This window comes from Cloacibacterium rupense (assembly GCF_014645495.1).
GTDB classification, from domain to species: domain Bacteria; phylum Bacteroidota; class Bacteroidia; order Flavobacteriales; family Weeksellaceae; genus Cloacibacterium; species Cloacibacterium rupense.
In genome coordinates, this window is sequence record NZ_BMLV01000006.1 from 69,298 (window position 1) to 93,516 (window position 24,219).

Genomic DNA, 24,219 nt, shown 5'->3' on the forward strand with positions numbered 1-24,219 from the left:
GCAGAAGGAGTACTAGTGGTTGTTCCGTTGTAAGTAACTTTTATTTGACCTCTGTAAGCATAATTTGGATCTGCTAAAGGAAGGTTAAGATTATGAATTTGATTGTATTTTACATTTTCAGAGCCTTCTATTGCATCTGGGCAACCATCATTATCCGAATCTACATCTAATGAATTGGGAATACCATCTCCATCTGTATCAATACATTCACTAAAAACAAATTGTACATCATCTAAAAAATTGCCATAAGAAGCTCCTCCGACTGAACTTACCGACTGAAAAGCAATCGTGAGGTTGGTTTGCCCTGCAACCACATTGTAACTCCCTGTATAGGTACCCCAAGCAGTATTACCATCACTCATGGTAGCAACAACTGGTGAAGCTAAAGCATTGGCCAAAGATGTTCCCATTCTTACATTGGCTACATCTACTCCACTTCTTCCCCTATGCTTAATAGACCAAGTGATAGTTCCTGCATTTCCACTCAGCGCAAAGTTTTGATACAAAGTAGATACTACATTGGCGTTTAATTCTACAAATTGATTGCCTTCTGCTGCTGGAACACCATTAAACCCAGACCTCCAGAATTCTATCAAACCATCTCCTGCAGTAGTCTGCCAGCCTCCTGCATTAACTTGATTCACCAAAGTCCACGTGGTAGAATTATAGGGTGCTAGGGTAATATTCGGAATTTCAAAACCTGCATTTCTAGAAGAGAAAAGATTACATTCTACAGTGTCTAAAATCCCATCATTATCATCATCTAAATCTGCTGCATCTGCTATACCGTCTTGGTCAGCATCTAATTGCTGAAATCCTGTAACAAAACTAAAAACTGCCCTATCTGGCAAATTCAAAGCATTAAATATAATTCTAGAACCCGCAATTAAATCAGGAACTATTTGGTTTACTGTTCCTGTGGTAAAATTACCATCGCCATCCAAATCAACTAAAATTCTAAAATCATTAACATTAGAAGTATTACCCGAGATGGTAAGTCCCGTCAAGTCAAAACGTAATGTAACATTTCCTATATCATTTCCTACAACTTGACTTGCTTGACTTACTTTCCATTCTCTAGTTAATCTTCTGGCATTTAATGAACTGAGCGCAATAGGTAAGTCCGTGGCTTGTTCTGCTAGAGCAGTATTATCATGCCCTATCATTAAAAATTCTAAATTTTCTAAATTAGAGGGATTACTCAACACGATATTTCCTTTGCCACTTTGCCCAGTTCCGTTACCACTACCTGTATTGATACTATTGGATTGTGGCTGATTTAATCCACTGACATCGTCTTTTCCTATCCCAAAAACATCATGCCAATAGCCCGCATTATTCCATATCGAACCTCCATTAGAATTGACATAACTGCCAATAGAAGAATCTAAAGTAATGCCATATTTAATTGCCAAATAACTTTCTACATTTGCTTTTTCGCTAATAGTTTTTGCTGTGGGAAAAACAATAACCTCAGCCAGTAATCCATTTCCCTTCATATGCCCAAAATCATTATTCCCATTATGATTACTTCCTCCAATCATCGGTCTAAAATTGATCACATCAAAATCTTGCTGACCATTCACGATGCTCCCATTCTTACCATTTACCCTCCCAGTACCAAAAGGAGTTTGAGTGCTTGCATCTAGACTTACAATATTAAATTTAATATTATTTAAACTAGTATCTTGTATATGAAAACCTGCTCCTGCTCCTACAATACTATTTCCATTTCTAGACCATGCGCTGTTTTCATTATTCCCCCCAAAAAGCACAACTCCTGTATTTAAAGGAGATATTGAACTTCCAAGAAAATTAGATTGTCCGAATGAATTATCATCAAATTTATAAACTGCAAATGCGGTTACGTAATCTATATTGGTATTCCCGTCTAATCTATTGGTAGGCAATGCACTGCTAAAACCATCATTATTAAAACTTACGGCTTGATTGAAATTAATCGCATTGGTATTATATGTTGGGGTACCTGTAACGGTAAAAGTGTTAACACCCGCTTGATCTACCCAGCCTATTAGGTTGGTTCCAGAACTAGTAACTCCCTCATTAGCTTTTAACCATAGGCTAGTTCCAGAAACTCCACCAGGATTAATTGCTGATGGTACCGTTACTGTTATTATTGCTTCATCATAATCATTCTGTTGTATTTTTTTAGATATTCTATAGACTAAATTATAAACCCCTGATGGAGTTCCTGCAGCCACAACTACATTTCCCGTACTGGTATCGATGCTAATTCCTGAATTGGTAGTAGAAATCTGGGTAATATCTACATTGCCAGTGGTAGCTTGTCCGCCATTGTAGAGGTCATTTGCCAAAACAGAAGTTACACTAGTTGAACTAGGACTAACAGTAAACGCATCACTCACTGCTTGTAAAGGACTAGAAACCGAAGGACAAATTATGGTTGGTGTTCCACCAGGCGCAGAACTTACCTTTTCTAGAGAAATATCATCTACATAATAATCCGTATTAAATAGATTAGTCCCAGAAAGGTCTCCATTATACAATTCTATCTTTGCATCTTTATGGGTACAAGATATTGGCGTTCTAAAATAAAAAGTTATTTCACGCCATTGGTTATTATTGGTAGTGAAAAGTGGTGAAGTTAACCTGCCTCCTCCTAGCAAATCATTACCCGAATAATCACTTAAACCAAACTCAACTTCCCCATTTGGATTGACTACATAAACCCAAAGAGTAAGTTTATAAATAGAATTATCATCAAATGAAAAATTTCTTAAATAAAAAAAACCAGAGTTTGCCCCTCCATTATTTACCACCATTACTGCACCATTAGGATTACCCGTATGGTCTGTTGTTGCAGGATGATTTAATGAAGACGAAGAACCAGATGGCGCAGGACCCGTCCAAAACCAATCAAAATTAGCTGGCCATGGATCCCCAATTCTTCTAGGGTCTATTACAGTATAATAATCTTCATCTATTCTTATTTTTGGAAAACTTGAAGTATCTGCAAAAGTAAAACCATTAACTTTTGGCATATAAGGACTCTCTACTCTAGAAGTAGTTTGACCAAAATCATCTTGAAATACTATCTGCGAATAAATATTTTGTGTTAAAAAACACAAAATTAACAGAACAATTAACTTAAAGTTGTTGCTCATCTAAATCTCGTTTTGTTGTAGTTTAATAGTTTACCATAACTCAATACACATCATGAGTAATGAATTATGTTAACAAATATAACAAAAAAAAACTCAAAGTATTGAATATGAAAACATAATAGAAAAAATTAATAAATATTTCAAATTTTGGACAAACAACAAAAAAAAGCACGCTTATTTACATAAGGTGCTTAATTTTACTATAAAAAAACTTAGTTCTACTATTTCACAGAAACATTCAGCGTAAATGCTGATGGCTTAGTTCCTTTCATATTATATACTCTAATCTTGTATGCCCCTGTTTTGGTAAGCTTTCCTTCATAAGAGTTTCCTTCTATGCTTCCATTGTAAACAGCTTCATCATTAGAACCTGGTTCTAAAATATTAAAATAATCTCTTCCACTGTTGGCTTTTAGGCTCACTTTTAAGGTTTGACCTTCTTTGGCACTTACCAAATAATCTACCGCATCATTGGCTTTTAAAGTTCCTTTCAATAAGGTTGATGATTTTCCCGGCGCAAATTTCACAGTCTGTTTTTTTACCGTCTGTGCATTTACTGTAACTAAAGCAAAAATTAAAAATAAAGAAAATAATTTTGCTACGATAGGTTTTTTAATGTTTTTCATTTTGATTTGTTTTAATTAATAATTGTTTATTTTGACGTTTTATATAATCACAAATTAAGTGCCAAAAATTATATTTGCCAAATTTTTTTAAAAATTTTTATCTTTTCTAGACCATCATTCTTTTGTGGTTTTCCTAATAGTCTGTATAACCTCTAGCACCCCCTCCTCCAAAAAGAGTATGAGTATCTTTTATTTCGGCTAACTCTAAATTATTTTTAACCCTCTCAGGATAATTGGGATTAGAGATAAACTTCCTTCCAAAGCCAATCAGATCTGCTAAATCCTGCACCAAAAGCTCTTCTCCTTGTTCTGGAGTTTTGTTCCCAGTTGCAATGATGGTATTTTTAAAAGTAGCTCTTAATTTTACACGAAAATCCAACGGAATCTCTGGCGCATCTTCCCAATCTGCCTCAGACAAATGCAAATAAGCGATATCTAGATGATTTAACTTTTCTGAAGCCAACATAATGGTCTCTAATATTTCAGGATCATCCATATCTTTAAATTTAATAAACGGAGACAATCTTACCCCTGTTTTTTCTTTGCCAATAGCAGCTGCTATCGCTTGGGCTACTTTTAATAAAAATTGAATTCTATTTTCTCTGGTCCCTCCATATTCATCGGTTCTTTGGTTGCTATTGCTACGCAAAAATTGATCGATTAAATAACCGTTGGCACCGTGAATTTCAACCCCATCAAATCCAGCTTCTATGGCATTTTTAGAGGCTTGTACATAGTCTTGTGTGGTTTGTTCTATTTCTTCCAATGTCATTTCTCTAGGTTCTTCTACCGGTACAAAAGTAGCGTCACAATTGGGCGCACCATCAAAAATATAAACCGATGTTTCCTTTGCCAGAATTGCAGACGGCGCCACTGGTTGCAATCCATTGACTTTAGATGAAGACACCCTTCCTACATGCCAAAGTTGTAGAAATATTTTACCTCCTGCATCATGTACCGCTTTTGTAATCAACTTCCAACCAAGAATTTGTTCCAATGTATAAATCCCAGGTGTGTGGGCATAGCCCTGACCTTGTAGAGAAATCTGTGTAGCTTCTGTAATTATAAGGCCTGCACCTGCTCTCTGTACATAGTAAGTTGCCATCAATTCGTTGGGTACATTGCCCAGCGGTGTAGCTCTACTTCTGGTCATAGGTGCCATCACAAAACGATTCTCAAGAGATATTCCGCCTAATTGATATGCTGAAAAAATTTGTGATAAATCCATGTTTATTTTTATTTCCAAGTAACTATTTCATCTAGTGTTCTTCTGGTTTTCTCTTTAGGCTCTACTACTCTATACCCGAAAGCCACCATATAAGAAATACCAAATTGCTCGGTATCTACTCCTAATTTTTCTCTCAATATAACATCGGTAGTCGCTTGGTTAAAACCCTCTATAGGACAACTGTCTATCCCTATCATAGCAGCAGCGGTCATCATATTTCCTAAGGCTATATAACTTTGTTTAGAGGCCCAGTCAAACAATTTACGATCGTCACTCAAATCAAAATCAGTCTTCTGAAAATCTTCATAAAACTTCCCCTTGCCTTTTACCACTTCCTCTGGCAGCTTCTGTACATTTTTCATAAAATCTAAGATGTAAGCAGAATCCCATTTTGTTAAAGGACTCTTCATTGTAAGTCCTATCACATAGTGGCTGGCTGTGTCTAACTTTTTAGTTGCTCCCCATGCATTTTCTTTCAACTGCTCTCTTAGATTTTTATCCTGTACCACAATAAAATGCCATGGCTCAAAACCAAAAGAACTGGGCGATAGTCTGGCTGTTTCTAGGATAAATTCTATATCTTCTTGAGGGATAATTCTATTCACGTCAAACTCCTTGCAGGCATGACGAAATTGGTATGCTTCTAAAATTTCTTTTTTATTCATGGTATCAAATAATTAAATTAATTAACAATACAAAATTATAACAAAAGCAATCTGTTTGATGAGTAAAAATTTATGTTATTTTTGTAAAAATAAATGCTCATGCAGAGAATTGTAAATTTCAGAACCTTCAATGTTTTCAGTATAGAAAAAGATGTCTGGGATATCGATTATCACAACCATAATTTCTACGAAATCATCTTAATAGAACAAGGCGAAGGCATTCACCACCTCAATCAAGTGAAATTTAATTACAAAAAAAATGATGTATTTCTATTAACGCCTAGTGATGCGCATTCTTTTGAAATTCATCAAAAAACTAAATTTATCTATATAAAGTACACCGAACAATTTTTGCTTGATGCGCTGACTTTAGAAAACAATAAAAACTGGAAAGAAGCTTTGCAATTAACTTTATATCAAAAACCTTTGCTCTACGAAAGTATCATTAAAGACGAAAAAGAAGCCGAAAATCTACTACAACTAGCAAAAATTCTGGAAATTGAATTCCAAAGCAAAAACACGTACAGCAACGAAATACTGAAAAATCTATACGCCACTGTAATGACCATTATCGTAAGAAATCTCTACAAAAATGGTTCAGAAAAATGGGTAACCTTAGAAGGTGAAAAAATAGAAAAAATATTATCCTATATTAATATTTACACCCTAGATAATGACAAAATGAAGATAGAAAACCTGGCGAAACAATTTTTGATGTCCAAAAACTACATTAGCCTTTATGTGAAAAAAAATACTGGATTTTCTATCCAAAATCACATCATTCAAAATAAAATAACCATCGCTGAAAGACTTCTAAAACAAGGAAAACTAAATATCAATGAAATCTCATCTCATTTGGGATTTAATGATGCCAGCCATTTTCATAAAATCTTTAAAAAATATAAAAACGTATCGCCTTCTGAATGGCGTAGTAAATAATTGAATTTAATTATTACCTTTCGCAATCTTACTAGCCAACCAACTTACATAGAACAACTGAAAACTGTGGTAAATCATCACAGGAAGCAAAAAGAGTACTTTTTGTGCCTCAGGAATCCCCAAAATCATCACAAACAAACTGCCATGTACCAATGATTTTTTAGAACCACAAAAGGTAGTAGTAATGGTATCTTCTCTGCTAAATCCTAATCGGTGAGAAAGCCAAGCTAAAATTTCATAAACCACAAAAAACAAGGCAATAACTCCTACTGCAATAACTACAAAAACAAAAGAAGGTACCGCTGCAAAAACGTTTTCTAAAAAGGCTTTAGAAAAACTTTCGTAAACAATCAATAGAATAATCAATCGATCAAATTCTGCTATTATTTTACCATATTTTGAAATGATTTTTTTAAAAATAGGATTCAACAAAATTCCTAAAACAATAGGCAAAAGAACTTTTAATAACAGTTGTTGGATAATTTCAGTTTCGTTTCCTTCAGAATGATGAGCTTGCAGGAAAAATCCCATTAAAAGTGGCGTCATCAGAATCCCTATCAATCCTGAAATAGATGCATTAAATATAGCTGAAGTCACGTTCCCCCTGGCAATAGAAACCATCACCACAGATGACGAAACCGTGGAAGGCAAACACGCCAAAAAGTACACCGAAAGCCAACTCTGGAAATAGACCGTTTCTCTAAAAAAAGGATAAAAAATAAGAACCAACAACGGAAACAATAAAAAGGTCCCCAACTGTACCACCAAATGAAGCTTCCAATTAGAAACATCTTTTATCACTTCTTTTAGATTGAGCTTTAGCCCATACAAAAGAAAAATACCAGCAATTCCCCAATCGATGAAGGCTTCTAGATTGAAAATTCTTTGGTAAGAATCTTCATAAGGAATCACTTTACCTGCAATCACCATCAAAACCAACAACAATAAGAATACGTTTTGCTTATCAAATATTTTCTTAAAATCCAATTTCTATATTTTTTTCAAAGATAAATCAACTTTAAAATCTAAAACAATACATTTCAGCCTCAATAAAAATCAATGATGCTTCATCAATTCATCTGGCACATTGGTCGTAACAAAATCTACCCCCATTTCTACCAATTTTTTGAAAATCACTTCATCATTCACCGTCCATACATTGGTGATTATTCCTAGCTTTTTAGCCTCAGAAATCCATTCAGGGTGCTTTTCTACAAATACGCTATAGTGATAATCTATACCATCTAATCCTGCGTTTTTAACCTGCTCAGGAGACAAATTGCCTTCTAAATATTGTACAATGGCGTTAGGATTTTGTCTTTTAATTTCTTGACAAAGATGCAAACTAAAAGATATAAACTCACATTGATTTTCCAATTGATTTCTCTTCACCATTTCTAGGGTTTTCATAACCATTTCGTTTTCCAACTCTGGGGTTTTCCCTGGTTTTATTTCTACAATGAGCTTCACTTGTTTTGATTTTTTGCCTTGTTTCAAATATTTTTCCAAGGTTGGCAATGTTTCTCCGTTAGAAAGTTTCTCTTTTTCTAAATCTTTAAATAAAGTTTCAGAAATTTCTAAGGTATTGATATGTTCATCATGATTCACCACCAAAACGCCATCTTTGCTCATTCGGACATCAAATTCACTTCCATAAATTTTTAATCCTTGAGCATTTTTAAGCGATTGAATAGAATTTTCTGCCGTTGCTGGATGGGTCTTCCAAAAGCCTCTATGTGCAATAATCTGGGTCTGAGATGAACTGAAATTAAACATAACTATAGCGATTAATACAATAAATCTTTTCATTTTTACTATTCTTTGCTCTACAAAACTAAGCAGTCTTTTTGAATTGGTATCATAAATTGATGTTAATTTATAACAATATTAAATTGATAAAATACCATCGCTTTTTGAAAATTTCATACACTTCATCTCCAAAATTCATTGTTCAATTTTTCCTACCTTTGATTGCGTATTCTTTAAATTTAATTCAATGGAATCTCTTTCAAACATCAATGCCAATCGTTACCAATCAGAAGTTCAATACCGCTTTTGCGGAAAAACAGGATTGCTCCTCCCTCAACTTTCCTTAGGCCTTTGGCATAATTTCGGCGAAGTAGATGATGCACAAGAAGCCTTAAAAATGCTCTCATTTGCATTTGACCACGGAATTACTCATTTCGATTTAGCAAACAACTACGGAACTCCTTTCGGAAGTGCTGAAAAAAATTTCGGACATATCCTTAAAAAACATTTTGCTGGCTATAGAGACGAAATGCTCATCAGCACCAAAGCAGGGCATAGAATGTGGGACGGCCCTTATGGAGATGGTGGCTCCAGAAAAAACTTAATGGCGAGTATAGACCAAAGCCTCAAAAGAATGCAATTAGACTACGTAGATATTTTCTACTCTCACAGATATGATGAAAATACACCCATAGAAGAAACAATGAATGCTCTATCTGATATTGTAAAACAAGGTAAAGCTCTCTATGTAGGCATCTCTAAATACCCTGAAGATAAAGCCCAAGAAGCTTATAAAATCTTAAAACAAAACGGCACCCCATGTACCATTTACCAAGGTCGATACAGCATATTCTCTAAAGAAATAGAAACTGAGGTATTGCCATCTGCTGAAAAAAACGGAGTGGGATTCATTGGTTTCTCTCCCTTAGCTCAGGGATTGTTAAGTGATAAATACCTACACGGTATTCCTGAAAAATCTAGGGCTGCCCTTTCTTATGGTTTTCTAAAAAAAGAACAAATTACCCAAGAAACGATTCTCAAAATTACTCAACTTAATGCTCTGGCACAAAAACGTGGACAAACACTTGCTCAAATGGCTTTAGCATGGTGTTTCCAAAAAGAACAAGTGAATTCTGTAATCATCGGAACCAGCTCTGTAAAACAATTACAAGACAATATTTCCGCACTCAAAAACCTCTCTTTTTCTAATGAAGAATTACAAATCATTGAGAATATTTAATTTTAAATAAACAAAATTACCAACCCAAACCAACTACTGTTTCCTTCTTTTTATTTATCTTTGGTTAACGATAACCATCTCTATGAATACTACAGAACTAGAAACCCTCAAAAATCTTTCGCAGATGCTTATTGATAAATCTGCCGAATTAGATTACCTCGTCAATACCCAGAGAAAAATTCTCTCCTCTCTCTATATGACTTTGGTTGGAAATCTTAAATTAGAACTTCTAAATCTTCAGCTAGACATCCAATTTCTGCAAAGAAAAATTGAAGAAATTAACGCTTGTATCAATAAAAACGAAAATCCAGACCTGAAACTCATAGACCTTAAAATCCAAATAGAATTAATAGAAACCAAAGAAAAAATTAATCAACAAACCGAATTATTAACAGCTGCCAAAGAATTTTTACAAAATGTAAAACCTGTAGAAAACGAAAAAGAAATCAAATCCCTCTACAGCAAAATGGCTCATAAATTACACCCTGATGTAATCCCTGAATACACAGAAGAGCATAAAATAGTTTGGGAACAAGTACAAAAAGCCTATCAAGAAAAAAATATAGAAAAATTAGAATCTCTACAATTGGTCTATGCTGACCTGCTCAATATCGAAATAAAACACACAGAAGAAAGCCTTGAAAAACAATTGCTAAAAGTAACATCTGAAATCAAAGAAATAGACCTAAAAATAGCTCAACTTTACCAAATTTTCCCTTTTGATATTGAAAAAAAACTATACAATGACGACTGGGTTTCTGAGCAAAATCAAGAAACCAATGAATGGATAAAACAACATCAAAATTATTATCTACAACTCCAAAAAACATATCATCACTTAACCCATGGACTCTAATAAGCAACTAATCAATGTAAATCCCGGACTGGCACATCTCCTTGCAGGACAAAACTTTAATCTCGATGTTTTGCTTAAAGATATTTCTGTACTCAATACCGAAGTTGCAGGTACCTACTACCACCATCCCGAAAAATTTGCTCAAGACATCTCTCCAGAATCCATCATCACCTTAAAAAGAGAACCTCAAAACCAATTTGATGCACTGGCCATTGCCCTCTATTTCGGAGATTTAAAAATTGGCTACCTCCCAAAAGCAAAAAACGAAGTCATCGCCAATCTCATGGATGCCGGAAAGCAATTCTCCGCCAAAGTAAAACAAAAAACCATTCATTCTGACTATAATTTACAACTAGACATAGAAGTTTTTATGAAAGGTTGATGACTATTTTTATAATAAATTTTAGAACAAAACATTTACCATATCAAAGGCATAGATAATGTATGGATAAAGCATAGATAGTGTATGGATAGTGCATGAAAAATGCATGGCAAATGTATAGCTCATGTATGGTTGAAGTATAGCTGATGTATGAATCATGTATGAAAAAAAAAGACCCACTTCTACCAATCTATTCTCCTAGGTCAATTCATACAAAACCTACTCTAAACGACTCCCTAAAAATCATTCACCACGAATCCAAGAAAATCATAATACAAATCAACAAAATTCCTTATTTTTGCACATCTTAAAATCATAAACTATGTTTAATAGTCTTCAGGACAAGCTAGATAAAGCGTTACAAAACCTACAAGGACGCGGTAAAATTACAGAAATCAACGTAGCAGAAACGGTGAAAGAAATTCGCCGTGCATTGGTAGATGCCGATGTAAACTACAAAGTAGCCAAGGACCTTACCAAAAGAGTACAAGACAAAGCATTAGGTCAAAACGTACTTACCTCTATCACTCCTGGGCAATTAATGACCAAAATTGTTCATGATGAATTGGTAGAACTCATGGGTCGTACCCAAGAAGGAATCAACCTTTCGGCCAACCCTACCATCATCCTCATTGCAGGTTTACAAGGTTCTGGTAAGACCACTTTCTCTGGTAAGTTGGCTAATTACCTAAAGTCAAAGAGAAATAAAAAACCATTATTAGTAGCCTGTGATGTTTACAGACCTGCTGCAATAGACCAGTTAACGGTATTAGCAGACCAAGTAGGGGTAACCATCTACAAAGAAATAGAAAACAAAAACCCAGTAGAAATCTCAGAAAACGCCATCCAATTTGCTAAAGAAAATAAGCATGATGTAGTGATTATAGATACTGCAGGTCGTCTAGCCATAGACGAAAACATGATGAACGAGATAAGAAACGTTCACCAAGCAGTAAAACCTACCGAAACACTCTTTGTAGTAGATGCCATGACCGGTCAAGATGCAGTGAATACCGCTCTAGCCTTTAACCACGTTCTAGACTACAATGGGGTAGTTCTTACCAAATTAGACGGTGATACCAGAGGTGGTGCTGCGCTTACCATTCGCTCTGTAGTGAGTAAACCAATCAAATTTATCTCTACTGGAGAAAAAATGGAAGCCCTAGACCTTTTCTACCCAGAAAGAATGGCAGACAGAATCTTGGGGATGGGTGACGTGGTTTCCTTGGTAGAAAGAGCTCAGGAACAATTTGATGAAGAAGAAGCAAAGAAATTACACAAAAAAATCGCTAAAAACGAATTCGGTTTTGATGATTTCTTAAAACAAATTCAACAAATCAAGAAAATGGGTAACATGAAAGACCTTATGGGGATGTTACCAGGCGTAGGAAAAGCCATAAAAGATGTTGACATCAATGATGATGCTTTCAAACACATAGAAGCCATCATTCATTCTATGACACCAGACGAAAGAAGGAGACCTTCTATCATAGATATGAATCGTAAAAAAAGAATTGCCAGAGGTAGCGGTAGAAAATTAGATGAAGTAAACGCCTTGATGAAACAATTCGAACAAATGGGCAAAATGATGAAGATGATGCAAGGCCCACAAGGAAAACAACTGATGCAAATGATGGGCAAAGGAATGCCTAATATGCCAGGAATGGGAGGTAACCTTTTCGGCAAATAAAATGTAATTCAAATTATATAATAATCTAAAACGCTTCTATTTTCTAGAAGCGTTTTTTGTCTATTATTTTAATCTATATCCTAAGCCGATACTTAGATAATTGATTTTTGCAGAATAATTTGAAGACGAATTTTCTAGGTGGTTATTCAATTGTATAGAATATCTAGCCTCTAATAAAAACTTATTATTGATATCATAACCTAATCCTAGCCCAAGTCCAAAATTTAACGCATTAAAACCCTCTGGAACCTCCTCAAGATCAAACATTAGTTGTGGCCCAGCTTGTAAATTAAATTTATCTGCTACATAAAACTTAGCAATCAGTGGAATTTGCAAAGCATTACCATCTTCATTTCCTATTAAATTTACTGCTGGTTGAAATTTAAATTTTTCATTCCCAAACTCACCAAATAAACCTACATAATATCCTGACTTTGTCTCAGAACCTTTCATATCCAGAAGTTTTACTTTAGCATTCAAAGACAAAAAACCTGCATTTACACCAAAATGTTGAGCATTCACCACTCCAAAAAGAGCTAATACTCCTACTAAAAATAGTTTCTTCATAATAATATTGGTTTTGATTAAAAAAAATCTCTCGCAATAACGAGAGATTTGATTATTTTTCTGTTCAATTATTTACCAAAAGTAAAAGCATAACCTAAGTTAATTGATGAAATTGAATTTCCATCTTTACTCATTCCTTTATATCCTAAATAGAGTTCACTCGAATTAAATTTGTAACCAATTTTAGGTTGATAATAAATTGCACCTGAGTCACCTCCATTACTTTCTGTGAAAAAAGCGTAGCCCAAATCTCCACCTATGAAGAAATTTGGAGAAATAGCGTATTCTGCAGTTGCAGCTAAAGGAATAATACCATAACCTTCAGTTTCAACAGAAACAGTTCCATAACCTGGAAGAATATAGCTGTACGTTTTTCCTCCTGTATAATATGAATATCCTGTTGTAACACCTGCTTTAAAGTTTTCTGCCAAATCCCATACATAAGCAACATCTGCTCCAATATTAAGGTTTGATGAATCAGCTAAATCACCTACTGGTAATCCTACATGAGCTCCAATCTTAAAATTCCCTGTTGTTTGAGCATTCATAGCTCCAAAAAGTGCTAATGCACCTACTAAAAATAGTTTTTTCATAATGTTATTAATTTAAATCATGTACAAAAGTAAAAATATTCTTTAAACATTAACAAATTATTAACATTATTTTTTGTTATGTTAAATAAAATGAGGACTTTAAACTCATTGTGGAAATGTGGATAACTACTCTTCTCTTTGTCTTTTTTCCTCTGCGTTGTAAGCCAAAATAATCTTTTTTACCACAGGATGGCGTACCACATCTTCTTCAGTAAGGTGTACAAAACCAATTTCGGGAACATTTTTTAAGATACGCATTGCTTCTTTCAGTCCAGAATGCATTTTCGGTGGTAAATCTACTTGCGAAGGATCTCCAGTGATAATAAATTTAGCATTCATCCCCATTCTGGTGAGAAACATTTTCATCTGAGAATGGGTTGTATTTTGTGCTTCGTCTAGAATTACGAAGGCTTCATCTAATGTTCTACCACGCATAAATGCTAAAGGCGCTACTTCTATCACCTTTTTTTCCATAAAACCTTCAAGTTTTTCATGGGGAATCATATCGCGCAGAGCATCGTATAAAGGTTGTAAATAAGGGTCTAATTTTTCCTTTAAATCACCTGGCAAAAAACCTAAACTTTCGCCTGCTTCTACTGCTGGTCTGGTTAGAATAATTCTTTTGACTTCTTTATCTCTAAGTGCACGAACTGCCAAAGCGACACTGGTATAGGTTTTACCGGTTCCGGCTGGTCCGATTGCAAAAACCATATCTTTCTTTTCAGATTCTTTCACCAGTTTCTTCAGATTGGTGGTTTTGGCTTTTATGACTTTACCATTTACGCCTTTTACAATAATATCTTGGTCAAAAACCAATTGTTTCTCTGCTTCATCTTTTATTTTTAAAATGCTTTCTAGCTCTTTCAATTCTATAGAGTTATTTTTAGAAATATAACTCACTATATCTTCTAATTTTTGCTTAAAAACATCTAAAGTTTCTTGGTTGCCCATCGCAAAAATAAATTGATCTCTGCCTGTAATTTTAAGGGTAGGAAAGCTAGATTTTATCAGATTAAAAAACTGATTGTTAACACCATAAAAAATTTTGGTATTAATGCCGGAGATTTCATAGGTTAGTTCGTACAAGATATTCTGTTTTTAAAAATTTTATCTTACCAAAAATAAGCAATATCTTTGTTTTTTCAAACATTTATTTCATTAAAAAATGCCAATAATTACTTTAACTTCAGATTATGGAACAGTGGACCACAGAGTTGCGGCAATTAAAGGCAATATCATACAGCTGAATCCTGATGCCAGAATCATTGACATCACTCATGAGATAGGCGCATACAACCTGCTACAAACCGCATATATTGTAAGAAATGCTTATGTAAACTTCCCAAAAGAAAGTATCCATATCATTTCTGTGGACAGTTTTTTTCATAAAGACCGAAAAAATATTTTAGTAAAAGCAGACGGTCATTACTTTATTTCAGCAGACAATGGTTTGCTCAGCCTTATTTTTTATGATTTAAAACCAGAAGCCATCTATGAAATCACCATCAATAACAGATTTGATGATGATGTGAAGTTTGCCAGTATAGATATCTATACACCTGTAGCGGCACACCTTAGCAATGGAGGTTTACCCGAACTTATTGGCAGAAAAATTAAGAATTACAAAGAAATTACCTTCCCAAAACCTTATTTCAATGAAGCTGAAAAAATCTTGATTGGTGAAGTAATGTATATAGACAATTTTGGCAATTGTGTAACCAATATTTCTAGAAATTTATTTGAAAAAACGGTGGTTAATTTTGAAAACTATGAAATTAACATCAGAAATATTTTACTCAAAAACATTCATAGAAAATACACCGATATCGTGACGGATTGGGAAAAAGAAACCGAGTATCACGGCAAAGCATCTGCTATTTTTAACGAACAAGATTTATTAGAAATCTCCATTTACAAAGGCACCAATAAAAACGGAGCCAATACTCTTTTCGGTTTAAAAGTAGGAGACAAAATTTATGTTCAGTTTGAATGATGATGGATGATGGATGTTAGAAGATGGGTGATAAAAATTTTAATTAAAAATAAATCAAAAATCGTAAATCGTAAATCGTAAATTACTATGACTTATTTAATTATAAAAGCATTGCACATTATCTTTATGGTTAGCTACTTTGCGGGTATTTTTTACCTTGTGAGGATTTTTGTGTATTATAAAGATACAGACGATTTTGAATCGCCGAAAAAAGAAGTATTAAGAGAACAATATGTTTTTATGGCTAGAAGATTATGGAATATCATCACCGTACCCGCATTTGTTTTGATGACCGTTTTCGGAATTTGGATGCTGTTTTATTACTATCCTGAATTCCCATTATTAACGATAACTAATTCATTACATTGGTTTTACGTAAAAGCAATATTTCTAATCGGATTGTTCATCTATCATTACTGGTGTTGGAAAAAAGTTTTAGAAATTAAAAACCTCAACGGAAAAGAATTACCAACCGCCAATCTTAAATTAAGACAAAGCAACGAAATAGCTACATTCTTGCTATTTTTAGTAGTATTTGTAGCGATTTTAAAATCTCTTGCATTAGAATATTGGTGGCAATTAATTGTAGGATTTTTCGTTATAGTCTTTGTCATTATGATGACGGTAAAAATAGTGAATAAGAAAAAATAAATTTTTGCTGGATGCAGGATGTTTGATGTAGGTTGAAATCCTTAGAAAACATCTAACACCTATCATCTAACACCCAACAAATTATGATTGCTATACTAAAAAAAGAACTTTGGAGTTATTTCGGGAATTGGAGCGCGTGGATTATTATCGGGGCGTTTTCTTTTGTTTCCGCATTATTTTTATTTTTTTTCGAGAACGATTTTAATATTCTCGACATCGGAACTGCCAGTTTACAAAGCTTTTTCATGCTTTCACCGTGGTTATTTTTGTTTATTATTCCCGCATTGGCGATGAAATCCTTCGCAGAGGAACAACAAAACGGCACTTTACAATGGCTTTTTTCTCAACCACTTAAAATCTCCGAAATTGTTTCTGGGAAATTTTTATCCGTATTTTTGGTAGGGATTTTATGTTTATTGCCATCATTGGTTTACTTCTACTCTGTTTATGTTTTGGGCGTACCAGAAGGAAATTTAGATTTCGGAGCAACTTTAGGAAGTTGTTTTGGATTAATCATATTAATTGCCGCATTCTCGGCGGTTGGGATTTTGGCAAGTTCACTTTCTTCTAATCAAATTATGGCATATTTGTTAGGCGTTTTCTTGAATTTCATATTATATTTCGGGATAGAACAATTGGCTAATTTCAAACTTTTGGGTGGCGCAGATTATTTGTTAAAAAACCTTGGTTTTTATCATCATTTCATGGCATTTACAAGAGGTCTCATTGATACACAAGATGTTTTTTACTTCCTTTTTGTAATTGGTTTAAGTTTGTTTTTGGCGAAGGTTTTTGTGGAGAAAAAGAAATAATTAGTTAACCGCAAAAGCAACAAAAGAATTGATTAAAAAATAAAGCAAACCAAAAGTAAAAAAAGAAAAATCTTACTTTTTTTTACTTTTGAAAAAACTTAAAAAACCACAAAAACTTTTGTCTCTTTTGCGGTTAAAAATTTAAAATAAAAAATGAAACAAAATTTAAAATATATTATCCCTGCTATCATCCTAATTTTAGGCATTTTCGGCGTATTTTCTCATCGTTTTGATTTAACTGCAGAAAAACGCTATACCCTTTCTGATGCTACAATTGCTACCCTAAAATCGGTGAAAGAACCGCTAACCATAGATGTTTATCTGGAAGGAGATTTCCCAGCTAATTTTAAGCAATTGCAAAACGAAACCAAATTCTTGCTAGAAGAATTCCGAAAAGTAAATCCCAAAATAGATTATAAATTTATAGACCCAATTGCTACCAAAATGTCTCAAGACACCTTAATGGCAATGGGAATGCAACCATCGATGTTGCCTTATACCAAAGACGGAAAAGAAACCAAAGTTATTCTTTTTCCGTACGCTACACTTAAGTTCAAAAAATATGGCACTTCTATTCCGTTGGTGATTTCTCAGGCAAACATAGACCTCACCGAACAATTGAATAAATCTGCAGAAAATTTAGAATATAATTTCGCTTCTAACATCAAATCCATCATTGCCGAAGAAAGAAAAAATGTAGGCGTTTTGGTAAACCAAGATGAACTGAGACCCGATGAATTCAGAGGTTTTATGGATATGACTTTAGAGAATTACAATGCAGGACCATTCATCCCAGAAAATAAAAAATCATTAACCATTAATGACCTTCCACGTCTGAAACAGATGCACGCACTGGTGATTGCTAAACCTAGAAAACCATTTTCTGATGAAGAAAAAGTAGTGCTAGACCAATACATTATGAATGGCGGAAAAACACTTTGGATGATAGATGCAGTAAATGCCGAAATGGACACCCTAATGACCAAAAGAAAATTAATGGCCTATCCTATAGATATTAATATGACTGATTTTTTCTTTAATTATGGCGTTAGAATTAATGCGCCTTTGGTTAAAGATTTTCAAAAATCTGCTCTGATAAGAGTAGAAGCTGGCGAAGTTTCGGGGAATCCTATTTACAAGAATCTGATTTGGCCTTATTACCCTATCGGAATTAACGAAAATAAAAATCCTATTTCTAGAAATATCAATCCTGTAAAATTTGAATTTCCGACTTCAATAGATACTTTAGGAAGAAAAAACATTAAAACCCATGTCCTTTTTGAGTCAAGTTCTAGAACGACACTCAAAGCAGTTCCTAATTATGTAGAACTCTCTGAAATGGCAAATCTAGACAGTCTTACCATGATGGAAAAACCGAGTACTCCTAAAATTTTTGCGGTGAGTTTAGAAGGAAAATTCGGGTCTGCTTATGCTACAAGAAGTGAGAGAAATGCAGTTCCAGATTTCCGAGCTGCTTCAGCTTATAACAAAATGATTATTATAGCAGATGGAGATATTGGTAGAAATCAGATGATGAAAGGTCAACCGCTACCTTTGGGTGCAGATATTCTTACTCAGCAACAATATGGCAATGAGCAGTTTTTGAGAAATTGTCTAGATTGGCTTTTAGATGATAGCAATCTCATAGATTTAAGAAACAGAAATATAGAATCTCGCCTTCTAGACAGACGAAGAATAGACGAAGAAAAAAATAATTGGCAATGGTTTAATTTACTCACTCCACTTGCTATTTTAGGAATTTTGGGCGGAGTTTTCTTTTGGTTGAGAAGGAAAAAATTTGGGTAATTTTTTGTAAAATCAATGATTTGTAAAGTCGTTAAATCGTTTTTATTTTTACGATTTTACAGATTTACAACTTTACGATTTAAACATCTTTTATAAACTCCTCATACTCCCAATAAACTAGTTCGAAGGCAGACATTTTTTCTACAAAAAACTCGAAAATATCTTGCCAAGTATTTTTATTGTAAATAGAAACGCCGTGTTTCTCTACCCAGAATCTAGAAATGACTTTTCCGTTTTCTAGAGTATAAAATTCGTCTTTGTAAAGTTCACATTTTAGTTCTTCTTCTAAAATACTTTCTAAAGACCAAAGCTTTTCGTAATAAGCATTTCGGAAAATTTCGTCTTTAATTTCAATATCTAGAGAAACTTCAGCTTTTTTGTTGTCGCAATAGAATTTGAAGGCAAAATCTTTAATCTTGGTATCATACAAAATCCATTTTCTAGGAAAAGACTTCCCGAAACTAGTCCAAAATTCTTTTTTTATTTTTGCCGCTTCTTCTTTGCTGAACATAATTGATGAATAATGATTGATAATTGATAGAGTGCGAAAATAGGGAAAATTTGTATATTTGATTCAATCAAAAAATTAAAACCAATGAAAAACTTCTTCTTTATCACTTTATTTTTAAGTTCGTTTCTTAATGCTCAAAGCTATTACAAGAAAATTTCGGAGAAAAACATCAATACAGAAAGACAAACCGTTGCAAAGAATTTTATTCAGGATTTTCTAAAAAAATGCGAAGACAAAAACTATTCAAAATTCCAAAATTATAATTTAAGTAAAAGATTAGAAATGTTTTTCGATAAAACCTTAGAAAAAAATTGTCAGAAAAACAATGAAGAGCTAGGCAAAATAGAACTTCTAAATTTTGATTCTGCTTATCTCAATAAATATTCAGAAAATACAGATCCTTACGAATTGTTTGTATTCAATGCAAAAACAGAGAAAAATCCTGAGTTAAAATACATAAGCGTATGGATTTACCAAGATCAAAACTACCTCAGCGGAATTGTAATTACCAAAGAAAAACCATTAAATCCTAAAAAAAGTAATACAAAAGATTAATGAACAGGAATGCTATCAATCGGTGTTCCTTGTTTGTAGATTTTGGTATAAATATGCTTGCCGTTTTCGTCATAAATTTTCCAAGGTCCATCATAAAACCAATGTGTATTCAATTCATTTTCATCGGTTTTAGTTTGTCCTTTTTCTCTTAAAACCCCATTTTTATGATAGATTTTCACTTTAGAAATATTCTTTTTGAATCTTTCTTTTTGATAGACTTTGTCTTGATATTTGGTTATCCAAAGTCCAACTTTTTGTCCGTTTTTATATCTTCCTTTTCCTATTAATTCTCCTATATCAGAAGCGTACTTTTCTTCCCAAATGCCATTTCTCTGTCTCACGCCATTATTATCTTTGGCGTATTGATTTATTTTTCCCGTTTTTGCAGTACAAGAAATTAGAAACAATAATATAAAAATAGAATATTGAATTTTCATTGGTTAAATTTTCACTAAAAGTAAAAAATTTGTTAGAATTTTCAATAAAAACATTGAAGAAAATCAGTAAAAACCTACATAAATTGGAATAAATAGGACAAACTATTCATCTTAAGAATCCTTATCTTTGTAGTAGAAAATAATGCAAGAAGATGGCAAAAAAATTGGTGATTTTTGATTTAGATGGTACTTTGCTTAACACGATTACAGACTTGGCTGTGGCAACCAATCAAGCATTAGAGCAATTGGGTTTTCCTACACATTCTGAAGATGCTTATAAAATTTTTGTAGGAAACGGAATTGACATTTTGTTTGAACGTGCGCTTCCCGAAACAGAACGTAATTCCGAAAACATCTTAAAAATGAGAGCCTTATTTTTGCCTTACTATCAAATTCACAACAGTGATTTTACGGCTCCTTATTTTGGAATTTTAAATACTTTACAAACTCTGAAACAAAACGGAATAAAACTAGCTGTTGCAACCAATAAATATCACGAGGCAGCCATAGAAGTAATTGATAATTATTTCCCTGAGATTGAATTCGATGTTGTTTTTGGGCATAGAGAAGGCTACCTACCAAAACCAGATCCTGCTATTGTTTTTGATATTCTAGAATTTTGTAAAATCAATGATAAAAGCGATGCAATATACGTAGGTGACACTTCTGTGGATATGCAGACTGCAAAAAATGCGGGTTTAGAAGCGGTAGGTGTAACTTGGGGATTCCGCTCGGAAAAAGAACTTAGAGCCTATCATCCAGAATATATCATTCATAAAGCTGAAGAATTATTGGATATTGTTTTGGGTTAAAAAATGAAAAAAATCCAAACTAGAGCAACAAAAAAAGCGAACTTTTGGTCCGCTTTAATTATTCATTTTTAATTCTTTAATATTAAGAAATAACCCCTAGTTCTTTCCCTACTTTTTCAAAGGCTGCAATCGCTTTATCCAAATGTTCACGAGAATGTCCCGCAGAAAGCTGAACTCTAATTCTGGCTTTTCCCTTCGGAACGACTGGGTAAAAGAAACCAATCACATAAACACCGTTTTCCATCATTTTTTCTGCAAAAGTTTGAGCTAATTTCGCATCGTACAACATCACAGGAACAATGGCAGCATCACCATCAGGAATATCAAACCCTTTGGCTTTCATTTCTGTGCGGAAATAGTCTGCATTTTCCATTACTTTATCACGAAGTGAAGTATCTTTAGAAAGCATTTCTAAAACTTTTAGCGCTGCACCTACAATACCTGGAGCTAGAGAATTAGAGAATAAATAAGGACGTGAACGCTGACGAAGCATGTCAATAATCTCTTTTTTGCCCGAAGTAAAACCACCAAGAGCGCCCCCAAGAGCTTTTCCTAAAGTAGAAGTAATGATGTCAACTCTACCCATCACTTCGTTGGCTTCGTGAGTTCCACGACCTGTTTTCCCTATGAAACCCGTTGCGTGAGAATCGTCAACCATTACCAAAGCATCATATTTTTCGGCTAAATCACAAACTCCTTTTAGGTCTGCAACAATTCCGTCCATAGAAAAAACACCATCTGTAACAATGATTTTGAAACGGTGATTTTGTTTAGAAGCTTCTATTAACTGAGCTTCCAAATCATGCATATTGTTGTTTTTGTATCTATATCTTGCTGCTTTACAAAGTCTTACTCCGTCTATAATAGAAGCATGATTAAGTTCATCAGAAATTATGGCATCTTCTTCCGTAAAAAGAGGTTCGAAAACGCCACCATTGGCATCAAAAGCTGCTGCGTATAAAATGGTGTCTTCTGTTCCTAAAAATTCAGAAATTTTGGCTTCTAATTCTTTGTGAATATCTTGAGTTCCGCAGATAAAACGCACCGAAGACATTCCGTAACCGTGACTTGCAATCATATCTTGTGAAGCTTTCATCACTTCAGGATGGTTAGAAAGTCCCAGATAATTGTTGGCGCAAAAATTCAACAAAGATTTTCCATTAGCAACAATTTCGGCAGATTGCTGAGAAGTAATGATTCTTTCACGTTTGTAAAGACCATCATTCTCTATGTTTGTAAGTTCGTTTTGTAGGTGTTTTAGGTATTTTTCTGAAATCATTTTTGAGATTTTTTGATTTTCACAAATGTAATAAAAAAAGCCTTCATCAACTGAAGGCTTTAACAATATATTCTAAATTTTACAAATTCACTACAGGTTCTAGAATGTACTCCATTTTAGATTTTACTTGTTCTACAGAACCTCTATAACCATTGATTAACAAAGAAAAAGTAAGTACTTTTCCACTTTTAGTTTTAATATATCCTGCTAAACATTTTACCCCGTTCAAAGTACCTGTTTTGGCAAAAATTTGTCCGTGATTGTCACTGGTTTTAAACATTCTTCTCAGTGTACCTGTTTCACCAGCAATAGGAAGAGATTTTAGAAAATCATCATAATATTTTTCTTTCATCACTGCTGCCAAAAACTTAACTTGAGAAATAGGCTTCACTTTATTACCTCTGGAAAGTCCACTTCCGTCGATTAAAGTCAAACCATCAAAATCATATTTTTTATCTTCTAAATGTCTTACAATGGTTTCTCTACCCGATTCTAAAGACACATTTCCTGTTTTGTAAAAACCAACCGTTTTAAGCAAAGCTTCAGCCAAAGCGTTATCTGAATGCTGATTGGTGTAATAAATAATATCTACCATTGTAGGCGAAGAATACTTGGCCAAAAACTCTCTTGGTTCAGGATTTGGGTCTGTAACTCTGGTTACTACTTTTCCAGAGATTGGGATTTTACTTGCGATTAATTTTGCTCTCAAAGTATTTCCTAAAAGTGCAGGCGCTGCTGGTATACTTGTCACCAAACTATTGGCATCAAATTTCTCTGTAAAAGCCATTTTATGCGTAAAAGGAGATTGATAGAAGTATCTTTTAGAAGTATCAAAAACAGACTTTGCTTTTACTGCAATTTTTTCAGCTTTTGGATCAACGGTAGAGGTATTACCAACAGGAAGGTAATAGTTATTATGCTCAATCCAAACAATTTTTTCTGGAAGTTCTAATCTAACATCTTGATAAACTGCAGTTTGAACAATGATATTTCCTGTAATCTTTTTAATCCCTGCTTCTTTAATTTTATCTAAATAATCTGCTGCAATTTGCGCAGTAGAAGCAGCACCAGCCTTACCAGAACCAATGGAAGGGTCACCACTACCGATGATGAATAAATCTCCGTTCAACGTACCTTCTGGTGTAATTTCACCAGAATATTCTAACTGAGTAATCCATCTGAATTTACCACCCAAAAGCGCCATAGAAGCATCTGTAGAAAGCAATTTGGTAGTAGAAGCTGGCACTAATGGCGTGTCTGAATTATACTCTGTAATTACTTGTTTTTTATGAGTATCATATACTACAAAACCCCAATTTGCTGTTTTTAAAACAGGGTCGTTCTTCATCCTTTTGACATTTTCTTCGATTTGTTCTTTGGGCGAAAGCGCTACTTTTTCTACAGGAACTGCTTCTGCATTTTTATCTGAATTTATATCGGAAGGAACTGAAGGAACTTGTGCCAAAACAAGACCACAAAAAGCCAATGCTGAGGTAACAAAAAATTTGTTCAGTCTTTTCATTTCGTATGTAATTTACTTTTTAAATTTATAAATATTAAAAATTAAGGTGAATAAACGTTTTCTCTATATTTTCAATATTTAAAGAGTATATTTCGATTCTATAATAGTCTTATTTTCAATTATTAACGAGGCAAAGTTATCAAATATTGCCATTTTTGCT

Annotated in this window: 24 protein-coding genes; 11 read left to right on the forward strand and 13 right to left on the reverse strand. The window is 33.8% G+C overall.

The window, feature by feature from the left end; translation table 11 throughout:
- The 4 genes from IEW40_RS12165 to IEW40_RS12180 all read right to left on the reverse strand — a co-directional run.
- A partial coding sequence (locus IEW40_RS12165) for a DUF8202 domain-containing protein (protein ID WP_229663448.1) occupies positions 1-3,146 on the reverse strand: 3,146 nt, incomplete at its 3' end.
- 221 nt (positions 3,147-3,367) lie between these two features.
- Positions 3,368-3,772, reverse strand: coding sequence for a DNA breaking-rejoining protein (locus tag IEW40_RS12170; RefSeq protein ID WP_188618383.1), 405 nt, complete (start codon positions 3,770-3,772; stop codon positions 3,368-3,370).
- Positions 3,773-3,905: 133 nt separating this feature from the next.
- The gene (locus IEW40_RS12175; RefSeq protein ID WP_188618384.1) at positions 3,906-5,000 is read right to left on the reverse strand and encodes an alkene reductase; all 1,095 of its coding nucleotides are present in this window, start codon (positions 4,998-5,000) and stop codon (positions 3,906-3,908) included.
- An 8-nt stretch (positions 5,001-5,008) separates the two neighbouring features.
- Positions 5,009-5,665, reverse strand: coding sequence for an NAD(P)H-dependent oxidoreductase (locus IEW40_RS12180; protein WP_188618385.1), 657 nt, complete (start codon positions 5,663-5,665; stop codon positions 5,009-5,011).
- Positions 5,666-5,764: 99 nt separating this feature from the next.
- Between IEW40_RS12180 and IEW40_RS12185 the strand changes: the two genes are divergently transcribed.
- Positions 5,765-6,604 carry an AraC family transcriptional regulator gene (locus tag IEW40_RS12185; RefSeq protein ID WP_188618386.1) on the forward strand — a complete coding sequence of 280 codons (840 nt, stop codon included), beginning with the start codon at positions 5,765-5,767 and terminating at the stop codon, positions 6,602-6,604.
- A gap of 6 nt (positions 6,605-6,610) precedes the next feature.
- Here the strand turns inward: IEW40_RS12185 and IEW40_RS12190 are convergent, their stop codons facing one another.
- Complete coding sequence (locus IEW40_RS12190; protein ID WP_262891258.1) at positions 6,611-7,591, reverse strand: bile acid:sodium symporter family protein; 981 nt, start codon at positions 7,589-7,591, stop codon at positions 6,611-6,613.
- A gap of 69 nt (positions 7,592-7,660) precedes the next feature.
- Positions 7,661-8,413, reverse strand: a complete 753-nt coding sequence (locus IEW40_RS12195) for a glycerophosphodiester phosphodiesterase (protein ID WP_188618387.1) — start codon at positions 8,411-8,413, stop codon at positions 7,661-7,663.
- 187 nt (positions 8,414-8,600) lie between these two features.
- Between IEW40_RS12195 and IEW40_RS12200 the strand changes: the two genes are divergently transcribed.
- From IEW40_RS12200 to ffh, 4 genes are all read left to right on the forward strand, one after another.
- Entirely contained in the window at positions 8,601-9,593 is a 993-nt protein-coding gene (locus tag IEW40_RS12200) for an aldo/keto reductase (RefSeq protein WP_188618388.1), read from the forward strand.
- 82 nt (positions 9,594-9,675) lie between these two features.
- Complete coding sequence (locus tag IEW40_RS12205; RefSeq protein ID WP_188618389.1) at positions 9,676-10,449, forward strand: hypothetical protein; 774 nt, start codon at positions 9,676-9,678, stop codon at positions 10,447-10,449.
- The gene (locus tag IEW40_RS12210) at positions 10,439-10,831 is read left to right on the forward strand and encodes an HIRAN domain-containing protein (RefSeq protein WP_188618390.1); all 393 of its coding nucleotides are present in this window, start codon (positions 10,439-10,441) and stop codon (positions 10,829-10,831) included. The genes IEW40_RS12205 and IEW40_RS12210 overlap by 11 nt, the downstream gene beginning before the upstream one ends.
- 322 nt (positions 10,832-11,153) lie before the next feature.
- Positions 11,154-12,521, forward strand: a complete 1,368-nt coding sequence (ffh, locus tag IEW40_RS12215) for a signal recognition particle protein (RefSeq protein ID WP_188618391.1) — start codon at positions 11,154-11,156, stop codon at positions 12,519-12,521.
- Positions 12,522-12,584: 63 nt separating this feature from the next.
- Here the strand turns inward: ffh and IEW40_RS12220 are convergent, their stop codons facing one another.
- The 3 genes from IEW40_RS12220 to IEW40_RS12230 all read right to left on the reverse strand — a co-directional run bounded on the left by IEW40_RS12220 (position 12,585) and on the right by IEW40_RS12230 (position 14,767).
- On the reverse strand, positions 12,585-13,088 hold the full coding sequence (locus tag IEW40_RS12220; RefSeq protein ID WP_188618392.1) for an outer membrane beta-barrel protein: 504 nt from the start codon (positions 13,086-13,088) through the stop codon (positions 12,585-12,587).
- Between the two features lie 68 nt (positions 13,089-13,156).
- Positions 13,157-13,681 (reverse strand): porin, encoded by a 525-nt coding sequence (locus tag IEW40_RS12225; protein ID WP_188618393.1) that lies wholly within the window; start codon positions 13,679-13,681, stop codon positions 13,157-13,159.
- Positions 13,682-13,807: 126 nt separating this feature from the next.
- Positions 13,808-14,767, reverse strand: a complete 960-nt coding sequence (locus IEW40_RS12230; protein ID WP_188618394.1) for a PhoH family protein — start codon at positions 14,765-14,767, stop codon at positions 13,808-13,810.
- A 79-nt stretch (positions 14,768-14,846) separates the two neighbouring features.
- On the opposite strand from IEW40_RS12230, the gene IEW40_RS12235 reads away from it, so the two are divergent.
- From IEW40_RS12235 to gldG, 4 genes are all read left to right on the forward strand, one after another.
- Entirely contained in the window at positions 14,847-15,674 is an 828-nt protein-coding gene (locus tag IEW40_RS12235; protein WP_188618395.1) for an SAM hydrolase/SAM-dependent halogenase family protein, read from the forward strand.
- Between the two features lie 87 nt (positions 15,675-15,761).
- Positions 15,762-16,325, forward strand: coding sequence for a CopD family protein (locus IEW40_RS12240; RefSeq protein WP_188618396.1), 564 nt, complete (start codon positions 15,762-15,764; stop codon positions 16,323-16,325).
- An 83-nt stretch (positions 16,326-16,408) separates the two neighbouring features.
- Positions 16,409-17,137: an ABC transporter permease gene (locus tag IEW40_RS12245; RefSeq protein WP_188618397.1), complete on the forward strand. Its 729-nt coding sequence runs from the start codon at positions 16,409-16,411 to the stop codon at positions 17,135-17,137.
- A 153-nt stretch (positions 17,138-17,290) separates the two neighbouring features.
- Positions 17,291-18,943: a gliding motility-associated ABC transporter substrate-binding protein GldG gene (gene gldG / locus IEW40_RS12250; protein ID WP_188618398.1), complete on the forward strand. Its 1,653-nt coding sequence runs from the start codon at positions 17,291-17,293 to the stop codon at positions 18,941-18,943.
- Between the two features lie 79 nt (positions 18,944-19,022).
- On the opposite strand, the gene IEW40_RS12255 is transcribed toward gldG, so the two are convergent.
- Entirely contained in the window at positions 19,023-19,454 is a 432-nt protein-coding gene (locus IEW40_RS12255) for a DUF4268 domain-containing protein (RefSeq protein ID WP_188618399.1), read from the reverse strand.
- Between the two features lie 84 nt (positions 19,455-19,538).
- Here IEW40_RS12255 and IEW40_RS12260 point away from each other — a divergent pair, with 84 nt between their 5' ends.
- Positions 19,539-20,009 carry a hypothetical protein gene (locus tag IEW40_RS12260; RefSeq protein WP_188618400.1) on the forward strand — a complete coding sequence of 157 codons (471 nt, stop codon included), beginning with the start codon at positions 19,539-19,541 and terminating at the stop codon, positions 20,007-20,009.
- Here IEW40_RS12260 and IEW40_RS12265 read toward each other — a convergent pair.
- On the reverse strand, positions 20,006-20,446 hold the full coding sequence (locus tag IEW40_RS12265) for a toxin-antitoxin system YwqK family antitoxin (protein WP_188618401.1): 441 nt from the start codon (positions 20,444-20,446) through the stop codon (positions 20,006-20,008). The two genes, IEW40_RS12260 and IEW40_RS12265, sit on opposite strands and share 4 nt — an antisense overlap.
- A 152-nt stretch (positions 20,447-20,598) precedes the next feature.
- Between IEW40_RS12265 and IEW40_RS12270 the strand changes: the two genes are divergently transcribed.
- On the forward strand, positions 20,599-21,258 hold the full coding sequence (locus IEW40_RS12270; protein WP_188618402.1) for an HAD family hydrolase: 660 nt from the start codon (positions 20,599-20,601) through the stop codon (positions 21,256-21,258).
- An 82-nt stretch (positions 21,259-21,340) separates the two neighbouring features.
- Here the strand turns inward: IEW40_RS12270 and kbl are convergent, their stop codons facing one another.
- Together kbl and dacB are read right to left on the reverse strand one after the other, a co-directional pair.
- The gene (kbl, locus tag IEW40_RS12275) at positions 21,341-22,537 is read right to left on the reverse strand and encodes a glycine C-acetyltransferase (protein ID WP_188618403.1); all 1,197 of its coding nucleotides are present in this window, start codon (positions 22,535-22,537) and stop codon (positions 21,341-21,343) included.
- 79 nt (positions 22,538-22,616) lie between these two features.
- A complete protein-coding gene (gene dacB, locus IEW40_RS12280; protein WP_188618404.1) occupies positions 22,617-24,059 on the reverse strand; it encodes a D-alanyl-D-alanine carboxypeptidase/D-alanyl-D-alanine endopeptidase in 1,443 nt (480 codons plus the stop codon).
- Positions 24,060-24,219 lie beyond the last annotated feature (160 nt).